A 22,338-nucleotide genomic window follows, 5' to 3' on the forward strand; every position below is an offset into this window, starting at 1 on the left:
GGGGACGGCGTCCGGCATATGGGGGGTTTCGGGCAACACTCCGGACCGGCCCCCGCGGCCTTCACCGATCCGGATGGATATAAGCGGTTTTATAGGTCCTCATACGGATTCACCGCTCCGAGGAGGTTCGCATGCCAGGAAGCCCCCGCCTGACCGGCGCCGTGGCCGGTGCGACGGCCATCGTCCTGGCGGCCACGGCCTGCGGTGGCGGGGACGACACGGGGGGCGGCAGCGGCGGCGGCATGATCCGCGCCTCGTGGGGCGACCCCCAGCACCCGCTCGAACCCGCCAACACCAACGAGGTGCAGGGCGGCAAGGTGCTCGACATGATCTTCCGCGGCCTCAAGCGGTACGACCCCGAGACCGGCGAGGCCGAGGACGAGATGGCCGAGACCATCGAGACCGACGACCAGCAGAACTTCACCATCACCATCGAGGACGGCTGGACGTTCAGCGACGGCACGCCGGTCACCGCGGCCTCCTACGTCGACGCCTGGAACTACGGCGCCCACATCGACAACGCCCAGGTCGCCAGCTACTTCTTCCAGTTCATCGACGGCTACGACGAGGTGCATCCCACCGAGGAGGGGGAGGAGGCCACCGCCGACACGCTCAGCGGGCTGCGCGTCATCGACGACCTCACCTTCAGCGTCCGGCTCAGCGAGCCGTTCTCCCTGTGGCCGGAGACGCTGGGCTACGCCGCCTACGCGCCGCTGCCCCGGGCGTTCTTCGACGACCACGACGCGTGGCTGGACAAGCCGATCGGCAACGGCCCCTACCGCATCGACTCCTACAACCGCAGCCAGAGCATGACCCTGGTCAAGTACGAGGGCTTCGCGGGCGAGGACGAGGCGCAGAACGACGGCGTCGAACTGCGCGTCTACACCGACAACAACACCGCGTACACCGATCTCCAGGCCGGCAACCTCGACCTCATCGACGACGTGCCCGCCTCCCAGCTGCAACACGCGAGCGAGGACCTCGGGGACCGCTACATCAACCAGCCCGCCGGCATCATCCAGACCGTCTCCTTCCCGCTGTACGACGAGGGCTGGGAGGGCGAGCGGGGCGCGCAGCTGCGCCGCGGCCTCTCGATGGCGATCGACCGGGAGCAGATCACCTCGCGCATCTTCCACGACACCCGCACGCCGGCGAGCGACTTCACCTCGCCCGTGCTCGGTGACGCGGGCGGCTACGAGGAGGGGCTGTGCGGAGAGGTCTGCACCTATGACCCCGAACGCGCCAGGCAGCTGATCGAGGACGCCGGCGGACTGCCGGGCGGCCGGGTCACGCTGACCTCGAACGTGGACACCGGCTCGCACCGGCAGTGGATGGACGCCGTCTGCAACAGCATCAACAACGCGCTGGACGACACCGGCGCCTGCACGGTCAACCCCGTCCCGACGTTCGCGGACTTCCGCAACCGCGTCACGGGACGCGAGATGACCGGCATGTTCCGCACCGGCTGGCAGATGGACTACCCGCTGATCCAGAACTTCCTCCAGCCCCTGTACTACACGGACGCCTCCTCCAACGACTCCGGCTACAGCAGCGAGGAGTTCGACGAGCTCGTCGACCGGGCCAACTCCGAGTCCGACGAGGACGCGGCCGTCGAGACGTTCCAGGACGCGGAACGGGTGCTGGCGCAGGACCTGCCGGCGATCCCGCTGTGGTACCAGAACGGCACGGCCGGGCACTCCGAACGCCTCAGCGACGTCACGCTCAACCCGTTCTCCGTTCCCGTCTTCACCGACATCAAGGTGAGCTGACCCGGATGGGGCGCTACGTCATCCGACGCCTGCTCCAGATGATCCCGGTCTTCATCGGGGCCACGTTCCTCATCTTCGTCATGGTCTACGCGCTCGGCGACCCGGTGGCCGCGCTGTTCGGCGACCGCGGACCCGACCCGGCGACCGCGGCGGCGCTGCGCGCGGAGTTCAACCTCGACAAGCCGCTGTGGCAGCAGTACCTGCTGTACATGGGGAAGATCTTCACCGGCGACTTCGGCACCGCGTTCAACGGGCAGCCCGTCACCGAGCTGATGGAACGGGCCTTCCCCATCAGTCTGCGGCTCGCGCTGGTCGCCCTGACCTTCGAGATCGTGCTCGGCATCCTGCTCGGCGTCGTGACCGGGCTGCGCCGCGGCCGTTCCCTCGACACGACGGTCCTGCTGCTGACGCTCGTGGTGATCGCCGTGCCCACGTTCGTGCTCGGCACCACCGCGCAGTTCTTCCTCGGCGTCGAGTTCGGCTGGATCGACCCCGCCGTCAGCCCGGACGCCAGGCTCGACGAGCTGATCGTGCCCGGGCTCATCCTCGCCCTGGTCTCGCTGGCCTACGTCACGCGGCTGACCAGGACCTCCGTCGCCGAGAACGCCCGCGCCGACTACATCCGCACCGCCGTCGCCAAGGGCCTCCCGCGCGGCCGCGTCACCGTACGGCACCTGCTGCGCAACTCGCTGATCCCCGTGGTGACCTATCTCGGCGCCGACCTCGGCACGCTGATGGCCGGGGCGATCGTGACCGAGCGCATCTTCAACATCCAGGGCGTCGGCTACCAGCTGTACCAGGGCATCCTGCGGCAGAACTCGCCCACGGTCGTCGGCTTCGTGATCGTCCTGGTGCTGATCTTCCTGCTGGCGAACCTGCTCGTCGACCTGTTGTACGCCGTGCTCGACCCGAGGATCCGCTATGCCTGAACAGCAGCCCGCGAAGAACTCGCTCGGCGCGCAGGAGGAGGCCGCGGCGCAGGGGCTCACCGCGGGCGCCGCCAGAGTCGCGGAGGGGGAACGCGCCCGCAGCCTGTGGACCGACGCCTGGCGCGACCTGCGGCGCAACCCCGTGTTCGTCGTCTCCGCGCTGCTGATCCTGTTCCTCGTGGTGATCGCGGTGTGGCCGGGGCTGATCGCCTCGGAGGACCCGCAGCGCTGCCGGCTCGGGCGTTCGCTCGAAGGCCCGTCCTCCGGGCACTGGTTCGGCTTCGACACGCAGGGCTGCGACGTGTACACGCGCACGGTGCACGGGGCGCGGGCCTCGATCACGGTGGGGCTGTGCGCCACACTCGGCGTCGCGCTGCTCGGCGCGGTGGTCGGCGGCCTCGCCGGGTTCCTCGGCGGCTTCTGGGACGCGCTGCTGTCCCGGCTCACCGACGTGTTCTTCGGCATTCCGCTGATCCTCGGCGCGATCGTGTTCCTCAGCATGATCTCGCTCACCGGCATCTGGCCGGTGGTGCTGGTGATCGCCGCGCTGAGCTGGCCGCAGGTCGCCCGCATCGCGCGCGGCTCGGTGATCACCGTCAAGCAGAACGACTACGTGCAGGCGGCGCGCGCCCTCGGGGCGAGCAACACCCGCATGCTGCTGCGGCACATCCTGCCGAACGCGGTCGCCCCGGTCATCGTGATGGCGACCATCATGCTGGGCACGTTCATCGCGCTGGAGGCGACGCTCAGCTACCTGGGCGTCGGGCTGCGACCGCCGACCGTGTCCTGGGGCGTGGACATCTCCGCCGCCTCCGACGGCATGCAGTTCCGCAACGCGCCGCACATCCTGCTGTACCCGGCCGCCGCGCTGAGCCTGACGGTGCTGGCCTTCATCATGCTCGGCGACGCGGTGCGCGACGCCCTCGACCCCAGGCTCCGCTGAGGCGGGGGACCTGGCCGACGATGACCGACGACGAGGAGGGAGCGGCGCGATGCTGCTGGACGTCCAGGACCTGACGGTGGAGTTCCGCACCCGGGACGGGGTCGTCAACGCGGTCAACGGTGCCGCGTTCTCCGTGGCCGAGGGCGAGACGCTCGCGGTGCTCGGGGAGTCGGGCTCGGGCAAGTCGGTCACCGCGCAGGCCGTCATGGGCATCCTCGACTCGCCGCCCGGCCGCGTCACCGGCGGGCGCATCCTGTTCCAGGGCCGGGACCTGCTCACCCTCGGGCGTGAGGAACGCCGGCGCGTGCGGGGCGAGAAGATGGCGATGATCTTCCAGGACGCGCTGTCCTCGCTGAACCCGGTGCTGTCGGTGGGGTACCAGTTGGGGGAGATGTTCCGGGTGCACCGGGGGGCTTCGCGGAAGGAGGCGAAGCAGAAGGCCGTCGAGTTGATGGACCGGGTGCGCATTCCGGCGGCGAAGGAGCGGGTGAACGACTATCCGCACCAGTTCTCCGGTGGTATGCGGCAGCGGATCATGATCGCGATGGCGCTGGCTCTTGAGCCGGACATCGTGATCGCGGACGAGCCGACCACGGCGCTGGATGTGACGGTGCAGGCGCAGGTGATGGACCTGCTGGCCGACCTCCAGCGGGACTACAACATGGGGTTGATCCTGATCACGCACGACCTGGGCGTGGTCGCGGACGTGGCGGACAAGATCGCGGTGATGTACGCGGGGCGGATCGTGGAGAACGCGCCGGTGCACGAGCTGTACAAGCGTCCCGCCCACCCCTACACCAAGGGGCTGCTCGACTCCATCCCGCGCCTGGACCACAAGGGCGGTGACCTGCTGGCCATCAAGGGGCTGCCGCCCAACCTGCTGCGGGTGCCGCCCGGTTGCCCGTTCCACCCGCGCTGCCCGCAGGTCCGCGAGGTCTGCCGGCACGATCCGCGCCCGCCGCTGTACGACACGGGGCCGGGGCGGTCGAGCGCCTGCCACTTCTGGAAGGAGACGATCGGTGAGCCCGACGCGCCGGGCGAGCCCGTCCAGCCGGTCCGGCCGGGCGCGAACGGGGGTGGCGCGCGGTGAGCGGGACAGCGGGCGGCCGTGAGCCGATCCTCGAAGTCCGCGACCTGGTCAAGCACTTCCCACTGACGCGCGGCGTCCTGGTGCGGCGGCGGATCGGCGCGGTGCAGGCGGTCGACGGGGTGTCGTTCGACCTGTGGCCGGGGGAGACCCTGGGCATCGTGGGGGAGTCGGGCTGCGGGAAGTCCACCGTGGCGAAGCTGATGCTGAACCTGGAACGGCCGACGGCGGGCAGCATCCGGTACAAGGGGGAGGACATCTCCCGCCTTTCCGGGCGCGCGCTGAAGGCCGTGCGGCGGAACATCCAGATGGTGTTCCAGGACCCGTACACCTCGCTCAACCCGCGCATGACGGTCGGCGACATCATCGGCGAGCCCTTCGACATCCATCCCGACGTGGCACCGAAAGGCGACCGGCGGCGCCGGGTGCAGGAACTCCTCGACGTCGTCGGGCTGAATCCCGAATACATCAACCGCTATCCGCACCAGTTCTCCGGCGGTCAGCGGCAGCGCATCGGAATCGCGAGAGGACTCGCGCTCAACCCGGAAATCATCGTGGCCGACGAACCGGTCTCCGCGCTCGACGTGTCCGTTCAGGCGCAGGTCATCAACCTCATGGAACGCCTGCAAAGCGAATTCGGTCTCGCCTACATGTTCATCGCGCACGACCTGTCCATCGTGCGGCACATCTCGGACCGGGTCGCGGTCATGTACCTGGGGCGCATCGTGGAGACGGGCACGGAGGAAGAGATCTACGAACACGCCACGCATCCCTACACGCAGGCCCTGCTCTCGGCCGTTCCCGTGCCCGATCCGGAACTCAGCAGGCGCCGCGAGCGCATCATTCTTGCCGGAGATGTGCCATCTCCGGCCAATCCTCCCTCGGGCTGCCGTTTTCGCACCCGCTGCTGGAAGGCCCAGGCGTTGTGCGCCGAGGTCGACCCGCCGCTCGCGGTGCCGGCCGAGTACGCCGGGGCGAGCGGTCCCGCGCGGCACGATTCCGCCTGCCATTTCGCCGAGGACAAGGGCCGCGCGGTGCGCGGCTGACGGCCTGCCCCGCCGCCTGCCCCGGGCGGCAGGACCGGGGCGGAGCGGCCTTCCGGCCGCGCCGCCCCGGTCTACGGCACCCGCACGGCCGTACCCGCACAGTCTGGGGCGTCCGCATATCGGTAAAGGGTCATGGGCGTTGCCGCCTTGTTAACAGGCCGGCCCCTGACTTTTCCCCACAATTCCGATCGCCGTTGACCGTGTCAAGCAAGATTCCATGCCAATCGGCATATTCTCGGCGCCCGGTCGCACTGCCAAAGGTGTGTACCTCTGCTACTCCTTGACGGGTAACTGTGTCCCTTGCCACAGTCGCGCTCTACACGCATCGCACGGTGCGGGACCACACTCGTCGGGGGGCTCGATGTCCAGCCAAACCGTGGCACCTGAGGCCGTTCAGGCTGTCGAGCCCGGTGCCGTCGGCCGTTCGCCCGGGCAGTTGATGTGGCGCCGTTTCCGGCGTGACCGGGTCGGCGTGATTTCGGCCTGTGTGGTGCTTTTCTTCTTCGCGGTCGGGCTGCTCGCCCCGGTCATCTCCTGGCTTTACGGCAAGGACCCGTACACCCGCTACGGCCAGCTGGAAAGCGGCCTGCTCAACGAGTACGGCTATCCCGTCAAGCCCAACGGCGGCATCGACGGCGAGTTCTGGTTCGGGCTCGAACCGGGCACGGGCCGCGACGTCTTCATGGAACTCGTCTACGGGATACGCACCTCACTGTTCATCGCGCTCGCCGTCACCGTGCTCGCCACGCTCACCGCGATCGTCCTCGGCATCGCCGCCGGCTACCTCGGCGGACGCTGGGACGCGTTCATCAGCCGGCTCATCGACCTGCTGATGGCCTTCCCGCAGCAGCTGTTCTTCGTGGCGTTCCTGCCGATCATCGCCACCCTCTTCGTGGACCCGCGCCAGGAGACGCCCACCCACGTCAAGGTCATCTCCGTCATCATCGTGCTCTGGGCCCTCGGCTGGATGACACTCGGCCGCATCCTGCGCGGCGCCACCCTCTCGCTGCGCGAACGCGAGTTCGTCGAGGCCGCGAAGGTCAGCGGCGCCTCGCCGTGGCGCATCATCCGCAAGGAGCTGCTGCCCAACGTCGTCTCGCCGATCCTCGTGCAGGCCACGTATATGCTGCCCAGCTTCGTCACCACCGCGGCGGCCCTGTCCTTCCTTGGCGTCGGCCTCACCGAGCCCACCCCGGACTGGGGCCGCATGTTCGCCACGGCGGCCGAGGTGTACCGCAGCGACATCACCTACATGTTCTTCCCCGGGGTCTCGATGGTGATCTTCGTCGTCGCCTTCAACCTCCTCGGGGACTCGGTCAGGGACGCCTTCGACCCCAGGACCGTCCGATGACATCCCTTCTCAGGAACGGGCAGGTGCACAGCAACCCATGAGCATGAGAACCCTGCGCAAAGGGCGCGCCGCCGGGGTGTCCCTCGCGGTGGCGGGCACGCTGCTGCTCGGCGCGTGCAGCAGCGGCGGCGGCGGAGGCGGCGGCGAAGAGGAGGAGGGCGGCCAGGAGTCCGCCGCCCCCGAGGAGCTGACGGCCATATCCTTCGGCGACGAGGCGGCGTCCACCGGGCCCGCCGAGCCCGTCCCCGACGCACAGCCGGGCGGCACGGTCAACGTCTTCGAGGACGTCCCGCCCGACCACCTCGACCCGGCCCAGATCTACGTCTCCCACGAGCAGAACATCGCGCGGCTCATCCACCGCGGGCTCACCGCCGTCCAACTGGACAACGACGGCAACTACACCGTGGTCGGCGACCTGGCGACCGACTCGGGGCAGGCATCCGACGGGGGCCGCACCTGGACGTACACCCTCAAGGAGGACATCCGCTTCGCGGACGGCAGCCCCATCACCTCCGCCGACATCAGGCACACCTTCGAGCGGCAGTTCGCGCCGTTCATCACCCAGGGCCCCACCTACATCCAGCAGTGGCTCGCGGGCACCGGCGGCAGCGACTACCGCGAACTGCTGCCCGAAGGCCCCTACGAGGGCGACCACTTGCCCGACTCCGTGCTGGAGACCCCGGACGAGCGCACCATCGTCTTCCACTTCGACCAGCCGCAGAACGACCTGCCGTACGCCCTGTCGATCGCCGGCTACGCCGTGGTGTCCGACGAGCACGACACGCGCGAGGCGTACGACCAGGAGCCGATGACCTCGGGCCCCTACCGCATCGCCGAGCACCGCCCCGGCCGTTCCATGACGCTGGCGCGCAACGAGCACTGGGTGCCGGAGACCGACCCGACGCGCCACGCCTACCCGGACGCCTTCGAGATCAGCTTCGGGCACACGCAGGAGGACTCCACCGCGCGGCTGATGGCCGACAACGGCGAGAACCAGTACGGCATCACGTTCAGCAACGGCCTCGACGCGGGCAACGGCCCCACGGTCATGGAGGACCCGCAGTACCGCGAGCGCCTGGTCGACGGCTACCAGTCGTACGTGTGGAGCCTGGCCATCAACACCGACACGGTCACCGACGTGCGGGTGCGCCAGGCCATCGCGCACGCGCTGCCGCTCAACGGCGTCCTGAACGCGTACGGCGGCTCCATCGGCGGCCAGTACGCCGCCAGCCACATCAGCCCGCTGCTGCCGGGCCACCAGCCGGACTGGGACCCGTTCGGCAAGCTCGCCGCCCCGCAGGGCGACATCGAGCGCGCCAGGGAACTCCTCGAAGAGGCCGACGCGGTCGGCTTCGAGCTGTCCTACGTCCACCACACCGCGGCCGAGGACCAGCAGGCCGCCGTGGCCGTCGCCGACGCGCTGGAGTCGGCGGGCTTCGAGGTCAACCGCAGCGAGGTGCCGCCGGAGACCTACTACGACACCATCGGCGTCGTCGACGGCGGCTACGACATCTACCGCAGCAGCTGGGGCCACGACTGGCTGTCGGCGGGCACGGTCATCCCGCCGCTGTTCGACGGGCGGCAGATCCAGGACGGCGCCTCGAACTACAGCCACCTGGACGACGAGTACGTCAACTCCGAGATCGACCGCATCCGCGGCATCCAGGACGCCGCCGAGGCAGCCGCCGCCTGGGTCGAACTCAGCGAGCACATCGAGCAGGAGCTGGTCCCTTCGGTGCCCGGCTTCGCCTACCGGCAGACCATCATGCACGGTTCGCTGATCGGCGGCGCGGTGTTCAACGACGACTTCGGCACCGTCGACATGCGGCGCATCTACGTCATCCAGGACGCGGACTAGCAGACGCCGGCCGGCCCGTGCGACGGGCCGGCCGGCACCGACCCGAAGGCAGTCACCCCGATGCTCAGATTCCTCCTGAGGCGATCGCTCGGCGCCGTCGCCATCCTGCTGGTCATCAGCGCCGTCACGTTCTTCCTCTTCTACGCGATCCCGCGCAACCCCGCGCTGCTCGCCTGCGGCAAAGGCGTCTGCACCGAGGAGCAGCTGGCCGTCGTCGAGCACAACCTGGGCATCGACAAGGCGATTCCCGTGCAGTACTGGGAGTACATGGTCGGCATCTTCGCCGGCCGCGACTTCCCGGCCGGCCACTGCCCGGCCCCCTGCCTCGGCTTCTCGTTCCGGGACAACCGCCCGGTCCTCGACACCATCCTCGACCGGCTGCCCACCACGGTCTCGCTGACCGTCGGCGGCGCCGTCGTCTTCCTCGTCCTCGGCCTCGGCTTCGGCATGCTGGCCGCCGCCAGGCGCGGCACCCTGCTGGACAAGACGGTCAGCTCCACCTCGCTGGTCCTCAGCTCCATGCAGATCTACTTCCTCGGCCCGCTGGCCCTGGCCGTCCTCGTCTACAACATGGGCGTCCTGCCGCAGCCTTCGGACACGGCCGCGTTCACCGAGGAGCCGTGGGAGTGGTTCAAGGGGCTGCTGCTGCCCTGGCTGGTCCTGGCGACGATCTTCACGGCGAACTACTCCCGCATGTCGCGCGCCACCCTCATCGAGCAACTCCAGGAGGACCACGTCCGCACCGCGCGGGCGAAGGGCATGTCGCGGCCCACGGTGTTCTTCCGCTACGCCTGGCGCGGCTCGCTGATCCCCGTGGTGACCATCTTCGGCATCGACCTCGGCTCGCTCTTCGGCGGCGCCATGATCACCGAGGTCACGTTCTCCCTGCACGGCCTCGGCAGGCTCGCGGTCGACTCCGTCACCCAGTCCAACCTGCCCATGCTCATGGGCGTGATGCTGTTCGCCGCCCTCATGATCGTCCTGTTCAACATCATCATCGACGCCTGCTACGCGCTGATCGACCCGCGCGTGCGGCTGGCCTAGGAGCGGATCGACGTGACTCCCCCTTCCGAAGGCCCCGCGCCCGGCGCCCCCGAGGGCGCGCCGGGAGCCGCGGCGGCCGGCGCCCCGTTCCTCTCGGTGCGCGACCTGCGGGTCGGCTTCACGACGGAGGACGGCGTGGTCAAGGCGGTCGACGGCCTCTCCTTCGACCTCGAACGCGGCCGGACCCTGGGCATCGTCGGGGAGTCGGGCTCCGGCAAGTCCGTGGCCAACCAGACCATCCTGGGGCTGCACGACCCGCGGCACACCACCGTGTCCGGCGAGATCCACCTCGACGGCGAGGAGCTGACCGGCGCTCCGGAACGCAGGCTGGAGCGGCTGCGCGGCAACAAGGTCGCCATGATCTTCCAGGACCCGCTGACCGCCCTCTCGCCGTACTACACGGTCGGCCGGCAGATCGCCGAGCCGTTCCGCAAGCACCGCGGCGCCTCCCGGCGCGAGGCGCGCGAACGCGCCGTCGAGATGCTGGAGAAGGTCGGCATCCCCAGCCCCGCGCGGCGCGTGGACGACTACCCGCACCAGTTCTCCGGCGGCATGCGGCAGCGCGTCATGATCGCGATGGCGCTGATCTGCGACCCCGACCTGCTGATCGCGGACGAGCCGACGACGGCGCTCGACGTGACCGTTCAGGCCCAGATCCTCGACCTGCTGCTCGACCTCCAGCAGGAGTTCGGCTCGGCCATCATCATGATCACCCACGACCTCGGCGTGGTGGCCCAGGTGTCGGACGAGGTGCTGGTGATGTACGCCGGCCGGGCCGTGGAACGCGGCGGCGTCCAGGACGTGCTGCACCGCCCCCAGCACCCCTACACCTGGGGGCTGCTGGCCGCGATGCCGCGGCTGGGCGGCGACGTCGACCGCGAACTCGTGCCGATCACCGGAACCCCGCCCAGCCTGCTGAACCCGCCGGCCGGCTGCCCGTTCGCGCCCAGGTGCGAATTCCCCGGCGAGGTGGCGGGCCCGGCCGGCTGCGCGCACGACCGGCCCGCCCTGCCCGGCGGGCACGGCGCGGCCTGCCACCTGACCGCGGAGCAGCGGCGGACCTTCTTCGCCGAGCGGATCCAGCCCCGGCTCCGCTAGGCCGGGCAGCCAAGAAAAGGACAGCGATGACAAGCGCCACGTCGGACGGCACGCGCAACGGGACGGACCGGGCGCCCCTGATGAGCGTCGAAGGGCTCGTCAAGCACTTCCCGGTCAAGGGCGGCTTCCCCATCAAGAGGACCGTCGGCGCCGTGAAGGCGGTCGACGGCCTGGACTTCACCGTGCACGCGGGCGAGAGCTTCGGCCTGGTCGGCGAGTCCGGGTGCGGCAAGTCGACGACGGGCCGCCTGCTGGCCCGGCTGCTCGAACCCAGCGCCGGCACCATCACCTACCGGGGCCGGGACATCACGCACGCCGGCCGCCGCGCGCTCGCACCGGTCCGCTCGGAGATCCAGATGATCTTCCAGGACCCGTACGCCTCGCTGAACCCGCGGCAGACCGTCGGGACGATCATCGGCGGCCCGATGGAGATCAACGGCATCCAGCCGCCCGGCGGCCGGGAGGCGCGGGTCCGCGAACTGCTCGAAACCGTCGGCCTCAACCCCGAGCACTACAACCGCTTCCCGCACGAGTTCTCCGGCGGGCAGCGGCAGCGCATCGGCGTGGCCAGGGCGCTGGCCCTCGAACCGAAGCTGATCATCGCGGACGAGCCGGTCTCGGCGCTGGACGTCTCCATCCAGGCGCAGGTCGTCAACCTGCTGCGGCGCGTGCAGCGCGAGCACGGCATCGCGTTCCTCTTCATCGCCCACGACCTCGCGATCGTGCGGCACTTCTCCGAGCGCGTCGCCGTCATGTACCTCGGCAAGATCGTCGAACTGGGCGACCGGCGGGCCATCTACGAGCGGCCCAGGCACCCTTACACCCACGCGCTGCTCTCCGCGGTGCCGGAGGCCGGCGCCGAGGCCGCGGAGGAGACCGGCCCGGGCGGCGGGGACGCGGCTGCGGACGGCGGGGGCGGCACCGTGCCGAGGCCCAGGGAACGCATCCGCCTCACGGGTGACGTGCCGTCACCGACCGATCCGCCCTCCGGGTGCCGCTTCCGCACGCGCTGCTGGAAGGCCGAGGCCAAGTGCGCGTCGGAGGAACCGCCGTTGATTCGGATCGAGGGCAACGACGCCGGTCACCTGACGGCCTGTCACTTCCCCGAGTAGGGCGCGGGCGCGGCCGGTTGACCGGGCGCCGCGGCGGCACCGGCGCGGCACTCCGGCCGGCCGCCGCACCGGCCGACCGGTGAACGGCCCGCCGTTTCCCGGGGGTTCAGCGCGAGCCGGGGGGCGTGCGCCCCTTCTCTGCTTCCGTGCACCGAACCGTGAGCGGGTCGTCGCTCGCTATGATCCAGAACGCGTGCTGGAAGGACACTTCCTGGAACGTCCGGTCTCATTGGCCTGCCCTCAGCCGTGTGCGACTTCTTGGAGGTGATCCTGATGGGGCTGTCCATCTCGGCGGTGCTGCTCCTCACGGTCATTGTGGTTCTGCTGGTCAGGAAGTCGGGACTGAAGGTCCTGCACGCGATCGTGTGCGTGCTGCTCGGGTTCTACCTCGCCGGTTCCAACATGGCTCCCGCCATCGACGACTTCTCGACCGGCCTCTCGAACATGATCAGCGACATCAGCTTCTGAGCCACGGGGGTGCCGCCCGGCCGTTAAGCTCGCTGCATGAGTTCCGGCCAGGCTGGCGTGCTCCTCGTCCACGCCCACCCCGACGACGAGTCGATCTGCAACGGTGTGACCATGGCGGCCTGCGTCGCGGCGGGCATCCCGGTCACCCTCGTCACCTGCACCCTCGGCGAAGAGGGCGAGGTCATCCCGCCCTCGCTCAGACACCTCGCGGCCAAGCGGGACGACGCGCTCGGCCCCCGCCGCGCGGACGAGCTGGCCGCCGCGATGCGCGCGCTGGGCGTCACCGACCACCGCTTCCTCGGCGGCCGGGGCCGCTGGCGCGACTCCGGCATGGCCGGCCTTGAGATCAACGACCGGCCGGACGCGTTCTGCAACGCCGTCCTCGACGAGGCCGGCGAGGCGCTGGCCGACATCATCGCCGAGGTGCGCCCGCGGGTCCTCATCACCTACGACCCGACCGGGGGCTACGGGCACCCGGACCACATCATGGCCCACCGCGTCACGATGTACGCGGCGGAGCTGGCCGCCAAGCGGCACCGCGTCGCGCGCATCCTGTGGAACTGCGCGCCGCGTTCCGTGGTCGAGACCCGGATGCGGGACCTGCTCAACACGGGCGGCGGCCGGTTCCGCGCCCTCGCGGGTCCCGGCGACCTGCCCGGGGTGATCGAGGACCCGCACGTGGCGCTCACCGTGACCGGCACCCCCGAGCAGGTGGCGGCCAAGACCGCCGCGATGACGGCGCACGCCACGCAGATCCAGGTGGACCCGGACGCCGGGCTGTTCGCGCTGTCCAACAACCTCGCGCAACCCCTCTGGGAGACGGAGTACTACCGGCTCGCCGGCGGCGAGCCGGTGCCCGCCGGCGCCCAGGACATCTTCGCGGGGCTCGAAGGAAGCGCCCGGCGATGAGGGGGGCCGCTTACGTGGCGCTCGGCCTGCTCGGCGTGCTCGCCGGGCTGGCCGGGTCGGTCCTCCAGGGCGCCTGGTTCCCGTTCGGCCTGCTGCTCGCGCTCGGCGGGGCCGGCGCCCTGTTCTGGGGCGGCGCGCTCGCCACGCGCACCCGGCTGGGAGCGGGCGTCCCCGCGGGCGGATGGGCCGTCGCCGTCCTGGTGCTGACCATCAGCCGCCCCCAGGGCGACTTCATCTTCGCGGCCGGCGCGGGGAGTTATCTGTTCCTCCTGGGGGGCATGGGGCTCGCCGCGGCCTGTGCGACGATGGCGCCCGCCGACCGCCCGTTGTTCGCCGTGCCGCAGGCGCACTCACGTTCGTAGCGGTGTGTGGGCAATCCTGTGGTGGCGCGCTACCACCCCCCGGGCCCCAGTATCGTGGGGCGAGCCGTTCGGTCCCGACCCAGTCCCGGGCCGGCCGGTGTAGCCCAACCGGGGAGACCCTGCCTTGAGTCGTGAAACTGACAGTTCGCCGCCCGGTCCGCTGGGGTGGGGTGACCCCCCGCGGGGCACAGGAGACGGCGACGTCCGCCCGGGAGTTGCCCGGCCGGACGAGAAGAAGACCGAGACAACGCTGACCACCCGCGCCCGCATCAACATCCCGGGCTCGCGGCCGATCCCGCCGATCGTGGTGCGGGAGACCGTCCAGGAGCCGGGCGGGCGCCAGGCGCCGGCGGTCCGCGCGGCCTCCGCCGCGGGTGACGCGGCGCCTGGCGACGCGGCGGACGGCGGTCCCGGCAAGAAGACCAGCTCCTGGTTCGAGCCGAAGAAGCCCCCGGCCTCGGGCGGTCCCGCCCCCGCGGAGCGCGCCCCGGCCGAGCACGGCGCGGTCGAGCACGGCGCGGCCGGCGGCGCGCCGGAGGAGCACGCCGCCGCGGGGGACACGCCGGCGGACGGCATCCCCGCCTCCTGGTTCAGACCGCAGTCCGACACCCCGCCCGCCGGGACGCCGCTCGGCCTGCCGCCGCGGCCCGTCGGCCCGACCTCGGGCCCGGCCACCGGCGACATGCCGCTGACTCCGGCGCGCGGCGGAGCCCCGGGCGCCGGAGGCCGGGGCGCCGAGCCGGGGCCGCCGGCGCGGCCCGAGCACGAGGACCCGGTCGGGACCACGATGGACCTGGGCGGGCCGTTCCCGCCGCCGCCCCCCGCCGACCTCGCGGCGACCGGGCCGCTGCCCGTCGCCGACATCCCGGAGCCGCCCGCCTCGTCCGCCTCGTCCGGCGCGACCGGCGCGCAGGGCCGCCCGGGCGGCCGGCGTCCCGCGGCCGACCGGCCCGCCGCCGGGCCCGGCCCCTCGGTCCCGCCGGCCGGGCCGAGGGTGCCGCCGGCCAGGACCGAGCCCAAGGGCGGGGGCAAGGACGGCGGCGCCGCCGCGCCGCCGAAAGCGGCCCCCAAGCCCAAGAAGGGCCGCTCGAAGCTGAAGCTGATCGCGATCGCCGTGGTCGGCGCGGCCGTCGTCGCCTACGGCGCCGGCCTCTACCTGAGCCCCGAGGACGTGCCCGCGGGCACCACCGTGCTCGGCGTCGACATCGGCGGCCTCAGCTCGCAGGAGGCCGCGAGCCGGCTCGACACCGAGCTCGAAGCCGCCAACAACGAGCCGCTCTCCCTGCTGATCGGTGAGCAGGAGGTCGAGCTGAGGCCGAGCGTCGCCGGGCTCGCCGTCGACGTCGAGGCCACCGTCAGGGCGGCCTCGGGGCAGGACTACAGCCCGGTGTCCGTCTACGGCTCCCTGCTCGGCGCGGAACGGACCGAGGACGCGGTGTTCGCCGTCGACCGGGAGAAGCTGACCGTCGCGCTCGACGACCTCGCCGAGGGCCAGGGCAGCGGCCCGGTCGAGGGCGGCATCGTCTTCGAGAACGGCGAGGCGATCGGCAGGCTCGGCGAGCCGGGCACGGCCGTGGACCTCCAGACGGCCGCGGACGCGGTCGAGTCCGCGTTCCGCGAGCGCGCGGCCACCGGCCGCAACCCCGTCGTCGAACTGCCCATGAGCACGCAGGAGCCCGAGGTCGACGAGGCCGAGGTGCAGCGCGCGATGGAGGAGTTCGCGGAGCCCGCCATGTCGGGCCTGGCGACCGTGCGGGCCGGGGCGGTCGAGATCCAGTTCAGCCCGCAGGGCTCGCTGCCGCAGTTCCTGTCCATGCAGGCCGTGGACGGCCGCCTCGTGGACACCTACGACCTGGAGGTCCTCGAAGGGCTCTACGGGGCCACGTTCGACGGCATCCTGGTCACGCGCGGCGACGGCAGCCGGACGCCCGTCACCCCGGAGGACGTCGCGGGCGCCCTGCGCGAGGCGCTGCGCGAGACCGACCCGGCCCTGCGGGTCGGCACGATCGAGCTCGACCCGAGCTGACCGCGCGCGCCGGCCGGCGGGCGCCCCGCGCGGGGCGCCCGCCGCGGCCTCAGGCCGCCGGGCCCGGGGAGCGGTAGTGGTAGTGGTGGTGGTCGGCGAAGCCGAGGCCGTGGTACAGGGTGCGGGCGGCGGTGTTGTCCGCCTCCACCTGGAGGTGGGCGGCGCTCGCGCCCTCGTCGAGCGCGGCCCGCGCGAGCGCGGCCATGACGGCCCTGGCCAGGCCCTGCCGCCGGTGGGCGGCGTCCACCCGCACCGCGGCGAAGCCCGCCCACCGGCCGTCCACGACGCAGCGGCCGACCGCGGCCGGCCGGCCGCCGGGTGCGGGCGCCAGCGCGAAGAGCGTCACCGGGCCGCCGCGCAGCACCTCTTCCGCGACCCCGGGCCCCTCGGCGGCCCGCGGCCAGCCGGCCAGCCACGCGGGCGTCAACGTCCGCCCGACAGCGACCCGTTCGTCCGGCTCCCGGTCCGCGATCGGGGCCAGGGCGGCGACTTGCACGACGGCGTGGCCCGACGCGGTCCAGCCGCGTTCCTCCAGCTCGGCCGCCAGCAGCTCCTGCCCGGTGGCGAGGTGGAGGGCCGCGGGCAGGCCGCGGGCCGCGTACCAGGCCGTGATCCGCTCGGTGTCGGGCGGCGAGGCGCCGAGCGCGACCGCCGAGTTGGCCCGCCACGTCCAGCCGTCGGCGGCCCGCAGCAGCCAGTCGCCGACGCGTTCGGTCCGCGGCGCGGGCCAGGAGCGGACGCCGGCCGCCGTCAGCTCGGCGACATCGGCCGCCGGCAGCCCGCGGCGCCTGGCCGGCGTGGCCGGCACCACCTTGCCCGCGACCAGCGCCGATTCGTCCAGGCGAACGGCGCGCCCGTCGCGGCGCGTGACGTGCAGCACTCCGTCCGCCCACGCGGTGAGCACACCGACGGTGTCGGTGAACCGTCCCGCGCGGTCGCCGGGTTCGGTGAGCGAGCGGAGAGATACGCGTTCACCCACGTCAGCCGGTTGCACGCGGACGGTAAGGTGGCCGGTCAAGGAGATGTCCACGGTCTACTCAGCCCCTCTTGTTCGTCCTTCGGCTCCCACCGGCGATACTAGGGCTGAGCATTCGACGACGCCGCGCTCCCGCGCGCACCACGGCGGACCCGCCGCCCCTACAAGGAGGACTGACAGCGTGACCTACGTCATCGCGGAGCCTTGTGTCGACCTGAAGGACAAGGCATGCATCGAGGAGTGCCCCGTCGACTGCATCTACGAGGGGCAGCGCGCCCTCTACATCCACCCCGACGAGTGCGTGGACTGCGGCGCCTGTGAGCCGGTCTGCCCGGTCGAGGCCATCTTCTACGAGGACGACACCCCGGAGGAGTGGAAGGACTACTACAAGGCCAACGTGGAGTTCTTCGACGACCTCGGCTCGCCCGGTGGCGCGAGCAAGCTGGGCCTGATCGAGCGGGACCACCCGCTCATCGCGGCGCTGCCGCCGCAGAGCCACGACGAGTGACCCGCCGCCGTCGCGGCCATTCCCTTTGACGCCGGGCCCGGTCCCGTGCGGCCCCGGCCGCACGGGACCGGGCCGTTCCGGCCCGTTTCGCGGGACGCGGCCCGATACGCGAGGATCCTGAGCGTGCTTCGTACCGAGGAGCACCGAGGAAGCACCGAGGATTGGAGCCGTTCCGTGCCATCCGTGTCCGCCCGCCTGCCCGTCTTCCCCTGGGACCGGCTCGAACCGTACAAGGCCACCGCCGCCGCCCACGCGGACGGGATCGTGGACCTGTCCGTCGGCACCCCGGTGGACCCCGTTCCCGAGGTGATCAGGCAGGCGCTCGCCGCCGCCTCCGACAGCCCCGGCTACCCGACGGTGTGGGGCACGGGCGAGCTGCGCGACGCGCTCGTCGGCTGGTGCGGGCGCAGGACCGGCGCGGTCGGGCTCGGGCACGGCAACGTGCTGCCCGTGATCGGCTCCAAGGAGCTGGTCGCCGCCCTCCCGGCGCAGCTCGGGCTCGGCCCGGGGGACCGGGTCGCGTTCCCGGAACCCGCCTACCCCACCTACGAGGTGGGCGCGCGCCTCGCGGGCGCCGAGCCGGTGCCCTACCGCGAGTCGCCCACGGCGCTCGACCCGCAGGGGCTGCGGCTGCTGTGGCTCAACTCCCCGTCCAACCCGACCGGTCGCGTGCTCGGCGCCGCAGAGCTGCGGGAGATCGTGGCCTGGGCCAGGGCGCACGGTGTGCTCGTGGTCAGCGACGAGTGCTACCTGGAGCTCGGCTGGGAGGCCGAGCCGGTGTCCGTGCTGCACCCGGAGGTGTGCGGCGGCACCACCGAGGGGCTCGTCGCCGTCCACTCGCTGTCCAAGCGGTCCAACCTGGCCGGGTACCGGGCGGCGTTCCTCGCCGGCGACGCCGCGGTGCTCGGCGGCCTGCTCGCCCTGCGCAAGCACGCCGGCATGATGGTGCCCGCGCCGGTGCAGGCGGCCATGGCGGTCGCCCTCGGCGACGACACGCACGTGTCCGAGCAGCGTGAACGCTACGCGGCCCGGCGCGCGAGCCTGCGCGACGCGCTGCTCGGCCGCGGCTTCCGCATCGCGCACAGCGAGGCGTCGCTCTACCTGTGGGCGACGCGCGACGAGCCGTGCTGGGACACGGTGGCCGACCTGGCCGAGGAGGGCATCCTCGTGGCGCCCGGCGACTTCTACGGCCCGGCGGGCGAGCGGTTCGTGCGGGTGGCGTTCACCGCGACCGACGAACGGGTCGCGGCGGCGGTGCGCCGCCTCGCCGGCTGAGCCGGGCCCGCGCGCCGCGCGCGGGCACGGCCCCCCGGCGCCGGGGGGCCGTGCGCCCGCCGGCCTCAGGGCAGGGTGATCAAGTGCATCGAGGGGTCCTCCATCGAGGGCAGCATGCGCTGGAGTTCGGTCGGGGTGGGGCCGATCTGCGCCGCCTTGTGGGCCAGCGACATGCCGAGCCCCGCGGTCGTCCGCCCGGTCTCCCGCGCGGTGTCGTGCACGAGCGGGACGACCACGGGGGCGACCTCCCGCACCGTGGGGCCCGCGACCCGCTCGGCCACGCCGGTGACGTCCCCCACGGTGTGGTTCAGCGTCTCCTCGGCCCCGAGGTGCTCGGGCGCGACCAGCCCCGTCAGATCCGGCGTCTGCGGCAGCGGCGCCGCGGCGGCCTGCCCGGCCGCCCCGACGACGGGCGCGGTGCCGGCGACGAGCAGGAGGGCGGCCTTGGTGAGGCGGCGCGTGAGGGGATGGGACATGATGCTCCTTTGCCGAAAGGTGGCGATGCGGACGCCGTGCCTATCGCTTCCGGCGGGTGGGAAGTTGCGGCCCGTCCGGGTAAAGGATTCGCAATGCATCGCATAATCGGGCCCGGGAATTCCGCGGCACAGTCCGGCCGCGTATTTGACGGAACGTCACAACAATGCGGCGGGCGGGGAATTGCCGTCCGGTTCAGTCGGTGGTGCCGAACACCGACAACTGGACTTCTCGCGCGTCGCCCGCCACGGAATCCCCGCCCGTCTCACGCCAGCCGTCACCGGAACTCCGCGCTTCCCACACGTGATTGCCATGGGCGATCCGCTCGATACCGAGTTCCGCCGAGTGGGCCACCGCCCAGTGGGCCAGCTCCCAGCCGCGCCTGGTCTCCTCGCCGGCGAGGAGCGGAACGGTCAGCCGGGCGCCGTCCCCGATCGGCTGCACGCCCTCACCGAACTCCCGCACCAGCCGCCTGTGCACCTCGCGCGGCTGCCCGGCCGGCCGTTCCGCCACCGGCACGGAGCAGGTCAGGGCCGCCGCGGTGCGGCCGGTGAGCGCGCCGGCCAGCAGCGCGGCCCGTTCCTCGTGCTGGGCGTACGCGTCCGGGAACGCGCTGCGCTGCACCTCCTGCGCCGCCACCGTCAGCGGCAGCGACGCGTAGTCGGGCACCTCGACCAGCCGCTCGTAGAACGCGCCCGCCGCGTACACCGGGTCCATCACCTCGGCCTCGCTGCCCCAGCCCATCGAGGGCCGCTGCTGGAAGAGGCCCAGGGAATCCCGGTCGCCGTAGTCGATGTTGCGCAGGCTCGACTCCTGCATGGCCGTGGCGATGGCTATGGTCACCGCGCGCTCGGGCAGGCCGCGGGCCGAGCCCACCGCCCCGATCGTGGCGGCGCTCGCGGCCTGTTCGTGGCCGAGGGTGAAGGCGGTTCTGCCGTCGGGCCCCGTCACCGCGCAGTGCGGCGGCTCCTCGCGGCCCGCGCCGAACTGCCCGACCGCGTAGACCCCCGCGCCGGCCAGCAGCAGCATGCCGAGCGCGCCGCGGAGCGCGCGGCGCTTGCCCGGGGTTCCCCGGGCGGTCGTCCGTTCTGGCACGCGACGAGGGTAACCCGCTCCGACCAGGCCGCCCGCACGTCCGGGTACCGTGACCCCATGGAACGACCCGCCGCTCTCGACCTGTCGCAGGACGCCGCGACCCTCACCGCGCGACTCGTGGACATCCCGTCCGTCAGCGGCACGGAGGAACCGCTCGCCGACGCCGTCGAGGAGGCGCTCGCGGCCCTGCCCTGGCTGCGCGTCGACCGGTACGGCAACAACGTCGTGGCCAGGACGCGGGCCGGCCGTTCCGAGCGGGTGGTGCTCGCCGGGCACCTGGACACGGTGCCCGTGGCGGACAACCTGCCCTCCCGGCTCGACGCCGACGGCGTGCTGTGGGGCTGCGGCACGTGCGACATGAAGTCGGGCGTCGCCGTCCAGTTGCGGATCGCGGCGACCGTGCCGGAGCCGAACCGCGACCTGACCTTCGTCTTCTACGACAACGAGGAGGTCGAGGCCGCGCGCAACGGCCTCGGCCACCTCGCCGCCCACCGTCCCGACTGGCTCGCCGGCGACTTCGCGGTGCTGCTCGAACCGTCCGACGGGCAGGTCGAGGGCGGCTGCCAGGGCACGTTGCGGATGCGGCTGCGCATGAAGGGGGCGCGGGCCCACTCCGCGCGCGCCTGGATGGGCGAGAACGCCATCCACGCCGCGGCCCCCGTTCTTGAGCGGCTGGCCGGCTACCGGCCGCGCCGCCCGGTCATCGACGGCCTCGAATACCGCGAGGGCCTGAACGCGGTCCGCATCGAGGGCGGGGTGGCCGGGAACGTCATCCCCGACGCGTGCGTTGTCACCGTGAACTACCGCTACGCGCCCGACCGCGACCAGGACGCGGCCGTCGCCCACGTCCACGAGGTCTTCGAGGGCTGCGAGGTCGAGGAGTTCACCGTCGAGGACCACTCGCCCGGTGCCCTGCCGGGCCTCGCCCACCCGGCCGCGCGCGCCTTCGTCGCGGCGGTGGGCGGCGAGCCCAGGCCCAAGTTCGGCTGGACCGACGTCTCGCGCTTCCACGCGCTCGGCGTCCCCGCGGTCAACTACGGGCCGGGCGACCCCAACCTCGCACACAAGCGGGACGAACGCGTCGAGGCCGCGGCCGTCGTGCGCTGCGAGGAGCGGCTGCGGGCGTGGCTGACGGCCCCCACCGGGGCCTGATCCGGCGCGGCGCGCACGGCCGGGGGCGCGGGGAAGGCGTCCGCGGCGGCGCGCGGGGAGGCAACGTGGAGAGGTGGAAAGGGCGTTCGATGAGGAGTACGGCATGAACGGCAGCCGGGGAACGGGCGAGCGGGACGGCCGGCGCGAGCAGCGCCTCGGGCCCGTGGTGCGCCGCGGCGATCAGATGACGGCCGGCACGGCCGACCAGCGGCTGCTGGACACCAGGGGCCCGTCCGACTGGGTGCACGGCGACCCGTGGCGGGTGCTCCGCATCCAGTCGGAGTTCGTCGAGGGCTTCGGGGTCCTGGCCGAACTGGGACCCGCGGTCTCCGTGTTCGGCTCGGCCAGGACGCCGCCAGGCTCGCCCGAGTACGAGTTGGGGCGGCGCATCGGCGGCGGCCTCGTCGAGGCGGGGTTCGCCGTGATCACCGGCGGCGGCCCCGGCGCGATGGAGGCGGCCAACCGGGGGGCGAGCGAGGCCGGCGGCGTCTCGGTCGGCCTGGGCATCGAGCTGCCCTTCGAGCAGGGCCTGAACGAGTACGTCGGCATCGGGATCAACTTCCGGTACTTCTTCGTGCGCAAGACCATGTTCGTGAAGTACGCGCAGGGCTTCCTCGTGCTGCCCGGCGGACTCGGCACGCTGGACGAGCTGTTCGAGGCGCTGACGCTGGTCCAGACCAGGAAGGTGACGCGGTTCCCCATCGTCCTGGTGGGCACCGACTACTGGGGCGGCCTCGTCACGTGGCTGCGGGACACGGTCGTCGCGCAGGGGAAGGCGTCCCCGGTGGACGAGTCGCTCTTCCACCTCACGGACGACGTGGACGAGGCCATCGCGCTGGTCACCAAGCCCTGACCG

The 22,338-nt window shown here is 72.2% G+C and carries 21 protein-coding genes; 18 read left to right on the plus strand and 3 right to left on the minus strand.

Features of this window, described 5'->3' with window-relative positions; translation table 11 throughout:
* Positions 1-131: 131 nt before the first annotated feature.
* The 14 genes from LC193_RS20640 to LC193_RS20705 all read left to right on the plus strand — a co-directional run bounded on the left by LC193_RS20640 (position 132) and on the right by LC193_RS20705 (position 16,002).
* Positions 132-1,769: a peptide ABC transporter substrate-binding protein gene (locus LC193_RS20640; RefSeq protein WP_226076328.1), complete on the plus strand. Its 1,638-nt coding sequence runs from the start codon at positions 132-134 to the stop codon at positions 1,767-1,769.
* 5 nt (positions 1,770-1,774) lie between these two features.
* Complete coding sequence (locus LC193_RS20645) at positions 1,775-2,698, plus strand: ABC transporter permease (RefSeq protein ID WP_226076331.1); 924 nt, start codon at positions 1,775-1,777, stop codon at positions 2,696-2,698.
* Positions 2,691-3,641, plus strand: coding sequence for an ABC transporter permease (locus LC193_RS20650; protein ID WP_226076334.1), 951 nt, complete (start codon positions 2,691-2,693; stop codon positions 3,639-3,641). The genes LC193_RS20645 and LC193_RS20650 overlap by 8 nt, the downstream gene beginning before the upstream one ends.
* A 49-nt stretch (positions 3,642-3,690) precedes the next feature.
* Entirely contained in the window at positions 3,691-4,731 is a 1,041-nt protein-coding gene (locus LC193_RS20655) for an ABC transporter ATP-binding protein (protein ID WP_226076335.1), read from the plus strand.
* A complete protein-coding gene (locus tag LC193_RS20660; protein ID WP_226076337.1) occupies positions 4,728-5,774 on the plus strand; it encodes an ABC transporter ATP-binding protein in 1,047 nt (348 codons plus the stop codon). Before LC193_RS20655 ends, LC193_RS20660 begins: the two co-directional genes overlap by 4 nt.
* Before the next feature lie 361 nt (positions 5,775-6,135).
* A complete protein-coding gene (locus LC193_RS20665) occupies positions 6,136-7,125 on the plus strand; it encodes an ABC transporter permease (RefSeq protein WP_226076339.1) in 990 nt (329 codons plus the stop codon).
* Positions 7,126-7,162: 37 nt separating this feature from the next.
* The gene (locus LC193_RS20670; protein WP_226076340.1) at positions 7,163-8,983 is read left to right on the plus strand and encodes an ABC transporter substrate-binding protein; all 1,821 of its coding nucleotides are present in this window, start codon (positions 7,163-7,165) and stop codon (positions 8,981-8,983) included.
* Positions 8,984-9,043: 60 nt separating this feature from the next.
* On the plus strand, positions 9,044-10,027 hold the full coding sequence (locus LC193_RS20675) for an ABC transporter permease (protein ID WP_086158272.1): 984 nt from the start codon (positions 9,044-9,046) through the stop codon (positions 10,025-10,027).
* 96 nt (positions 10,028-10,123) lie between these two features.
* Complete coding sequence (locus tag LC193_RS20680; RefSeq protein ID WP_226078809.1) at positions 10,124-11,125, plus strand: ABC transporter ATP-binding protein; 1,002 nt, start codon at positions 10,124-10,126, stop codon at positions 11,123-11,125.
* Between the two features lie 26 nt (positions 11,126-11,151).
* The gene (locus tag LC193_RS20685) at positions 11,152-12,237 is read left to right on the plus strand and encodes an ABC transporter ATP-binding protein (protein WP_226076342.1); all 1,086 of its coding nucleotides are present in this window, start codon (positions 11,152-11,154) and stop codon (positions 12,235-12,237) included.
* A 273-nt stretch (positions 12,238-12,510) separates the two neighbouring features.
* Positions 12,511-12,705, plus strand: coding sequence for a hypothetical protein (locus LC193_RS20690; protein ID WP_086162058.1), 195 nt, complete (start codon positions 12,511-12,513; stop codon positions 12,703-12,705).
* 36 nt (positions 12,706-12,741) lie between these two features.
* Positions 12,742-13,614, plus strand: coding sequence for an N-acetyl-1-D-myo-inositol-2-amino-2-deoxy-alpha-D-glucopyranoside deacetylase (gene mshB, locus LC193_RS20695; protein WP_226076343.1), 873 nt, complete (start codon positions 12,742-12,744; stop codon positions 13,612-13,614).
* A complete protein-coding gene (locus tag LC193_RS20700) occupies positions 13,611-13,976 on the plus strand; it encodes a DUF6113 family protein (protein WP_226076344.1) in 366 nt (121 codons plus the stop codon). Before mshB ends, LC193_RS20700 begins: the two co-directional genes overlap by 4 nt.
* A 124-nt stretch (positions 13,977-14,100) precedes the next feature.
* On the plus strand, positions 14,101-16,002 hold the full coding sequence (locus tag LC193_RS20705) for a hypothetical protein (protein ID WP_226076346.1): 1,902 nt from the start codon (positions 14,101-14,103) through the stop codon (positions 16,000-16,002).
* A gap of 49 nt (positions 16,003-16,051) precedes the next feature.
* On the opposite strand, the gene LC193_RS20710 is transcribed toward LC193_RS20705, so the two are convergent.
* A complete protein-coding gene (locus LC193_RS20710; RefSeq protein ID WP_450264589.1) occupies positions 16,052-17,032 on the minus strand; it encodes a GNAT family N-acetyltransferase in 981 nt (326 codons plus the stop codon).
* 127 nt (positions 17,033-17,159) lie between these two features.
* Between LC193_RS20710 and fdxA the strand changes: the two genes are divergently transcribed.
* Together fdxA and dapC are read left to right on the plus strand one after the other, a co-directional pair.
* On the plus strand, positions 17,160-17,486 hold the full coding sequence (gene fdxA / locus LC193_RS20715; RefSeq protein WP_077059169.1) for a ferredoxin: 327 nt from the start codon (positions 17,160-17,162) through the stop codon (positions 17,484-17,486).
* A 174-nt stretch (positions 17,487-17,660) separates the two neighbouring features.
* On the plus strand, positions 17,661-18,761 hold the full coding sequence (gene dapC / locus LC193_RS20720; RefSeq protein ID WP_226078816.1) for a succinyldiaminopimelate transaminase: 1,101 nt from the start codon (positions 17,661-17,663) through the stop codon (positions 18,759-18,761).
* Positions 18,762-18,826: 65 nt separating this feature from the next.
* On the opposite strand, the gene LC193_RS20725 is transcribed toward dapC, so the two are convergent.
* On the minus strand, positions 18,827-19,237 hold the full coding sequence (locus tag LC193_RS20725; RefSeq protein WP_226076350.1) for an ATP-binding protein: 411 nt from the start codon (positions 19,235-19,237) through the stop codon (positions 18,827-18,829).
* A 193-nt stretch (positions 19,238-19,430) separates the two neighbouring features.
* Positions 19,431-20,330: a hypothetical protein gene (locus tag LC193_RS20730; RefSeq protein WP_226076352.1), complete on the minus strand. Its 900-nt coding sequence runs from the start codon at positions 20,328-20,330 to the stop codon at positions 19,431-19,433.
* A 57-nt stretch (positions 20,331-20,387) separates the two neighbouring features.
* Here LC193_RS20730 and dapE point away from each other — a divergent pair, with 57 nt between their 5' ends.
* Together dapE and LC193_RS20740 are read left to right on the plus strand one after the other, a co-directional pair.
* The gene (gene dapE / locus LC193_RS20735) at positions 20,388-21,482 is read left to right on the plus strand and encodes a succinyl-diaminopimelate desuccinylase (RefSeq protein WP_226076354.1); all 1,095 of its coding nucleotides are present in this window, start codon (positions 20,388-20,390) and stop codon (positions 21,480-21,482) included.
* A 103-nt stretch (positions 21,483-21,585) separates the two neighbouring features.
* A complete protein-coding gene (locus LC193_RS20740; protein WP_226076357.1) occupies positions 21,586-22,335 on the plus strand; it encodes an LOG family protein in 750 nt (249 codons plus the stop codon).
* Positions 22,336-22,338: the final 3 nt, after the last annotated feature.

The sequence above is a fragment of the Streptomyces marincola genome (assembly GCF_020410765.1).
GTDB classification, from domain to species: domain Bacteria; phylum Actinomycetota; class Actinomycetes; order Streptomycetales; family Streptomycetaceae; genus Streptomyces; species Streptomyces marincola.

Excerpts from the sequence above, each read along its gene's own strand:
- LC193_RS20700 (WP_226076344.1), top strand. The coding sequence starts at position 13,611 with ATGAGGGGGGCCGCTTACGTGGCGCTCGGCCTGCTCGGCGTGCTCGCC.
- LC193_RS20665 (WP_226076339.1), top strand. The coding sequence starts at position 6,136 with ATGTCCAGCCAAACCGTGGCACCTGAGGCCGTTCAGGCTGTCGAGCCC.
- LC193_RS20670 (WP_226076340.1), top strand. The coding sequence starts at position 7,163 with ATGAGCATGAGAACCCTGCGCAAAGGGCGCGCCGCCGGGGTGTCCCTC.
- LC193_RS20675 (WP_086158272.1), top strand. The coding sequence starts at position 9,044 with ATGCTCAGATTCCTCCTGAGGCGATCGCTCGGCGCCGTCGCCATCCTG.
- LC193_RS20650 (WP_226076334.1), top strand. The coding sequence starts at position 2,691 with ATGCCTGAACAGCAGCCCGCGAAGAACTCGCTCGGCGCGCAGGAGGAG.
- mshB (WP_226076343.1), top strand. The coding sequence starts at position 12,742 with ATGAGTTCCGGCCAGGCTGGCGTGCTCCTCGTCCACGCCCACCCCGAC.
- LC193_RS20725 (WP_226076350.1), bottom strand. The coding sequence starts at position 19,237 with ATGTCCCATCCCCTCACGCGCCGCCTCACCAAGGCCGCCCTCCTGCTC.
- LC193_RS20645 (WP_226076331.1), top strand. The coding sequence starts at position 1,775 with ATGGGGCGCTACGTCATCCGACGCCTGCTCCAGATGATCCCGGTCTTC.
- LC193_RS20685 (WP_226076342.1), top strand. The coding sequence starts at position 11,152 with ATGACAAGCGCCACGTCGGACGGCACGCGCAACGGGACGGACCGGGCG.
- LC193_RS20690 (WP_086162058.1), top strand. The coding sequence starts at position 12,511 with ATGGGGCTGTCCATCTCGGCGGTGCTGCTCCTCACGGTCATTGTGGTT.
- LC193_RS20655 (WP_226076335.1), top strand. The coding sequence starts at position 3,691 with ATGCTGCTGGACGTCCAGGACCTGACGGTGGAGTTCCGCACCCGGGAC.
- LC193_RS20640 (WP_226076328.1), top strand. The coding sequence starts at position 132 with ATGCCAGGAAGCCCCCGCCTGACCGGCGCCGTGGCCGGTGCGACGGCC.
- LC193_RS20740 (WP_226076357.1), top strand. The coding sequence starts at position 21,586 with ATGAACGGCAGCCGGGGAACGGGCGAGCGGGACGGCCGGCGCGAGCAG.
- dapE (WP_226076354.1), top strand. The coding sequence starts at position 20,388 with ATGGAACGACCCGCCGCTCTCGACCTGTCGCAGGACGCCGCGACCCTC.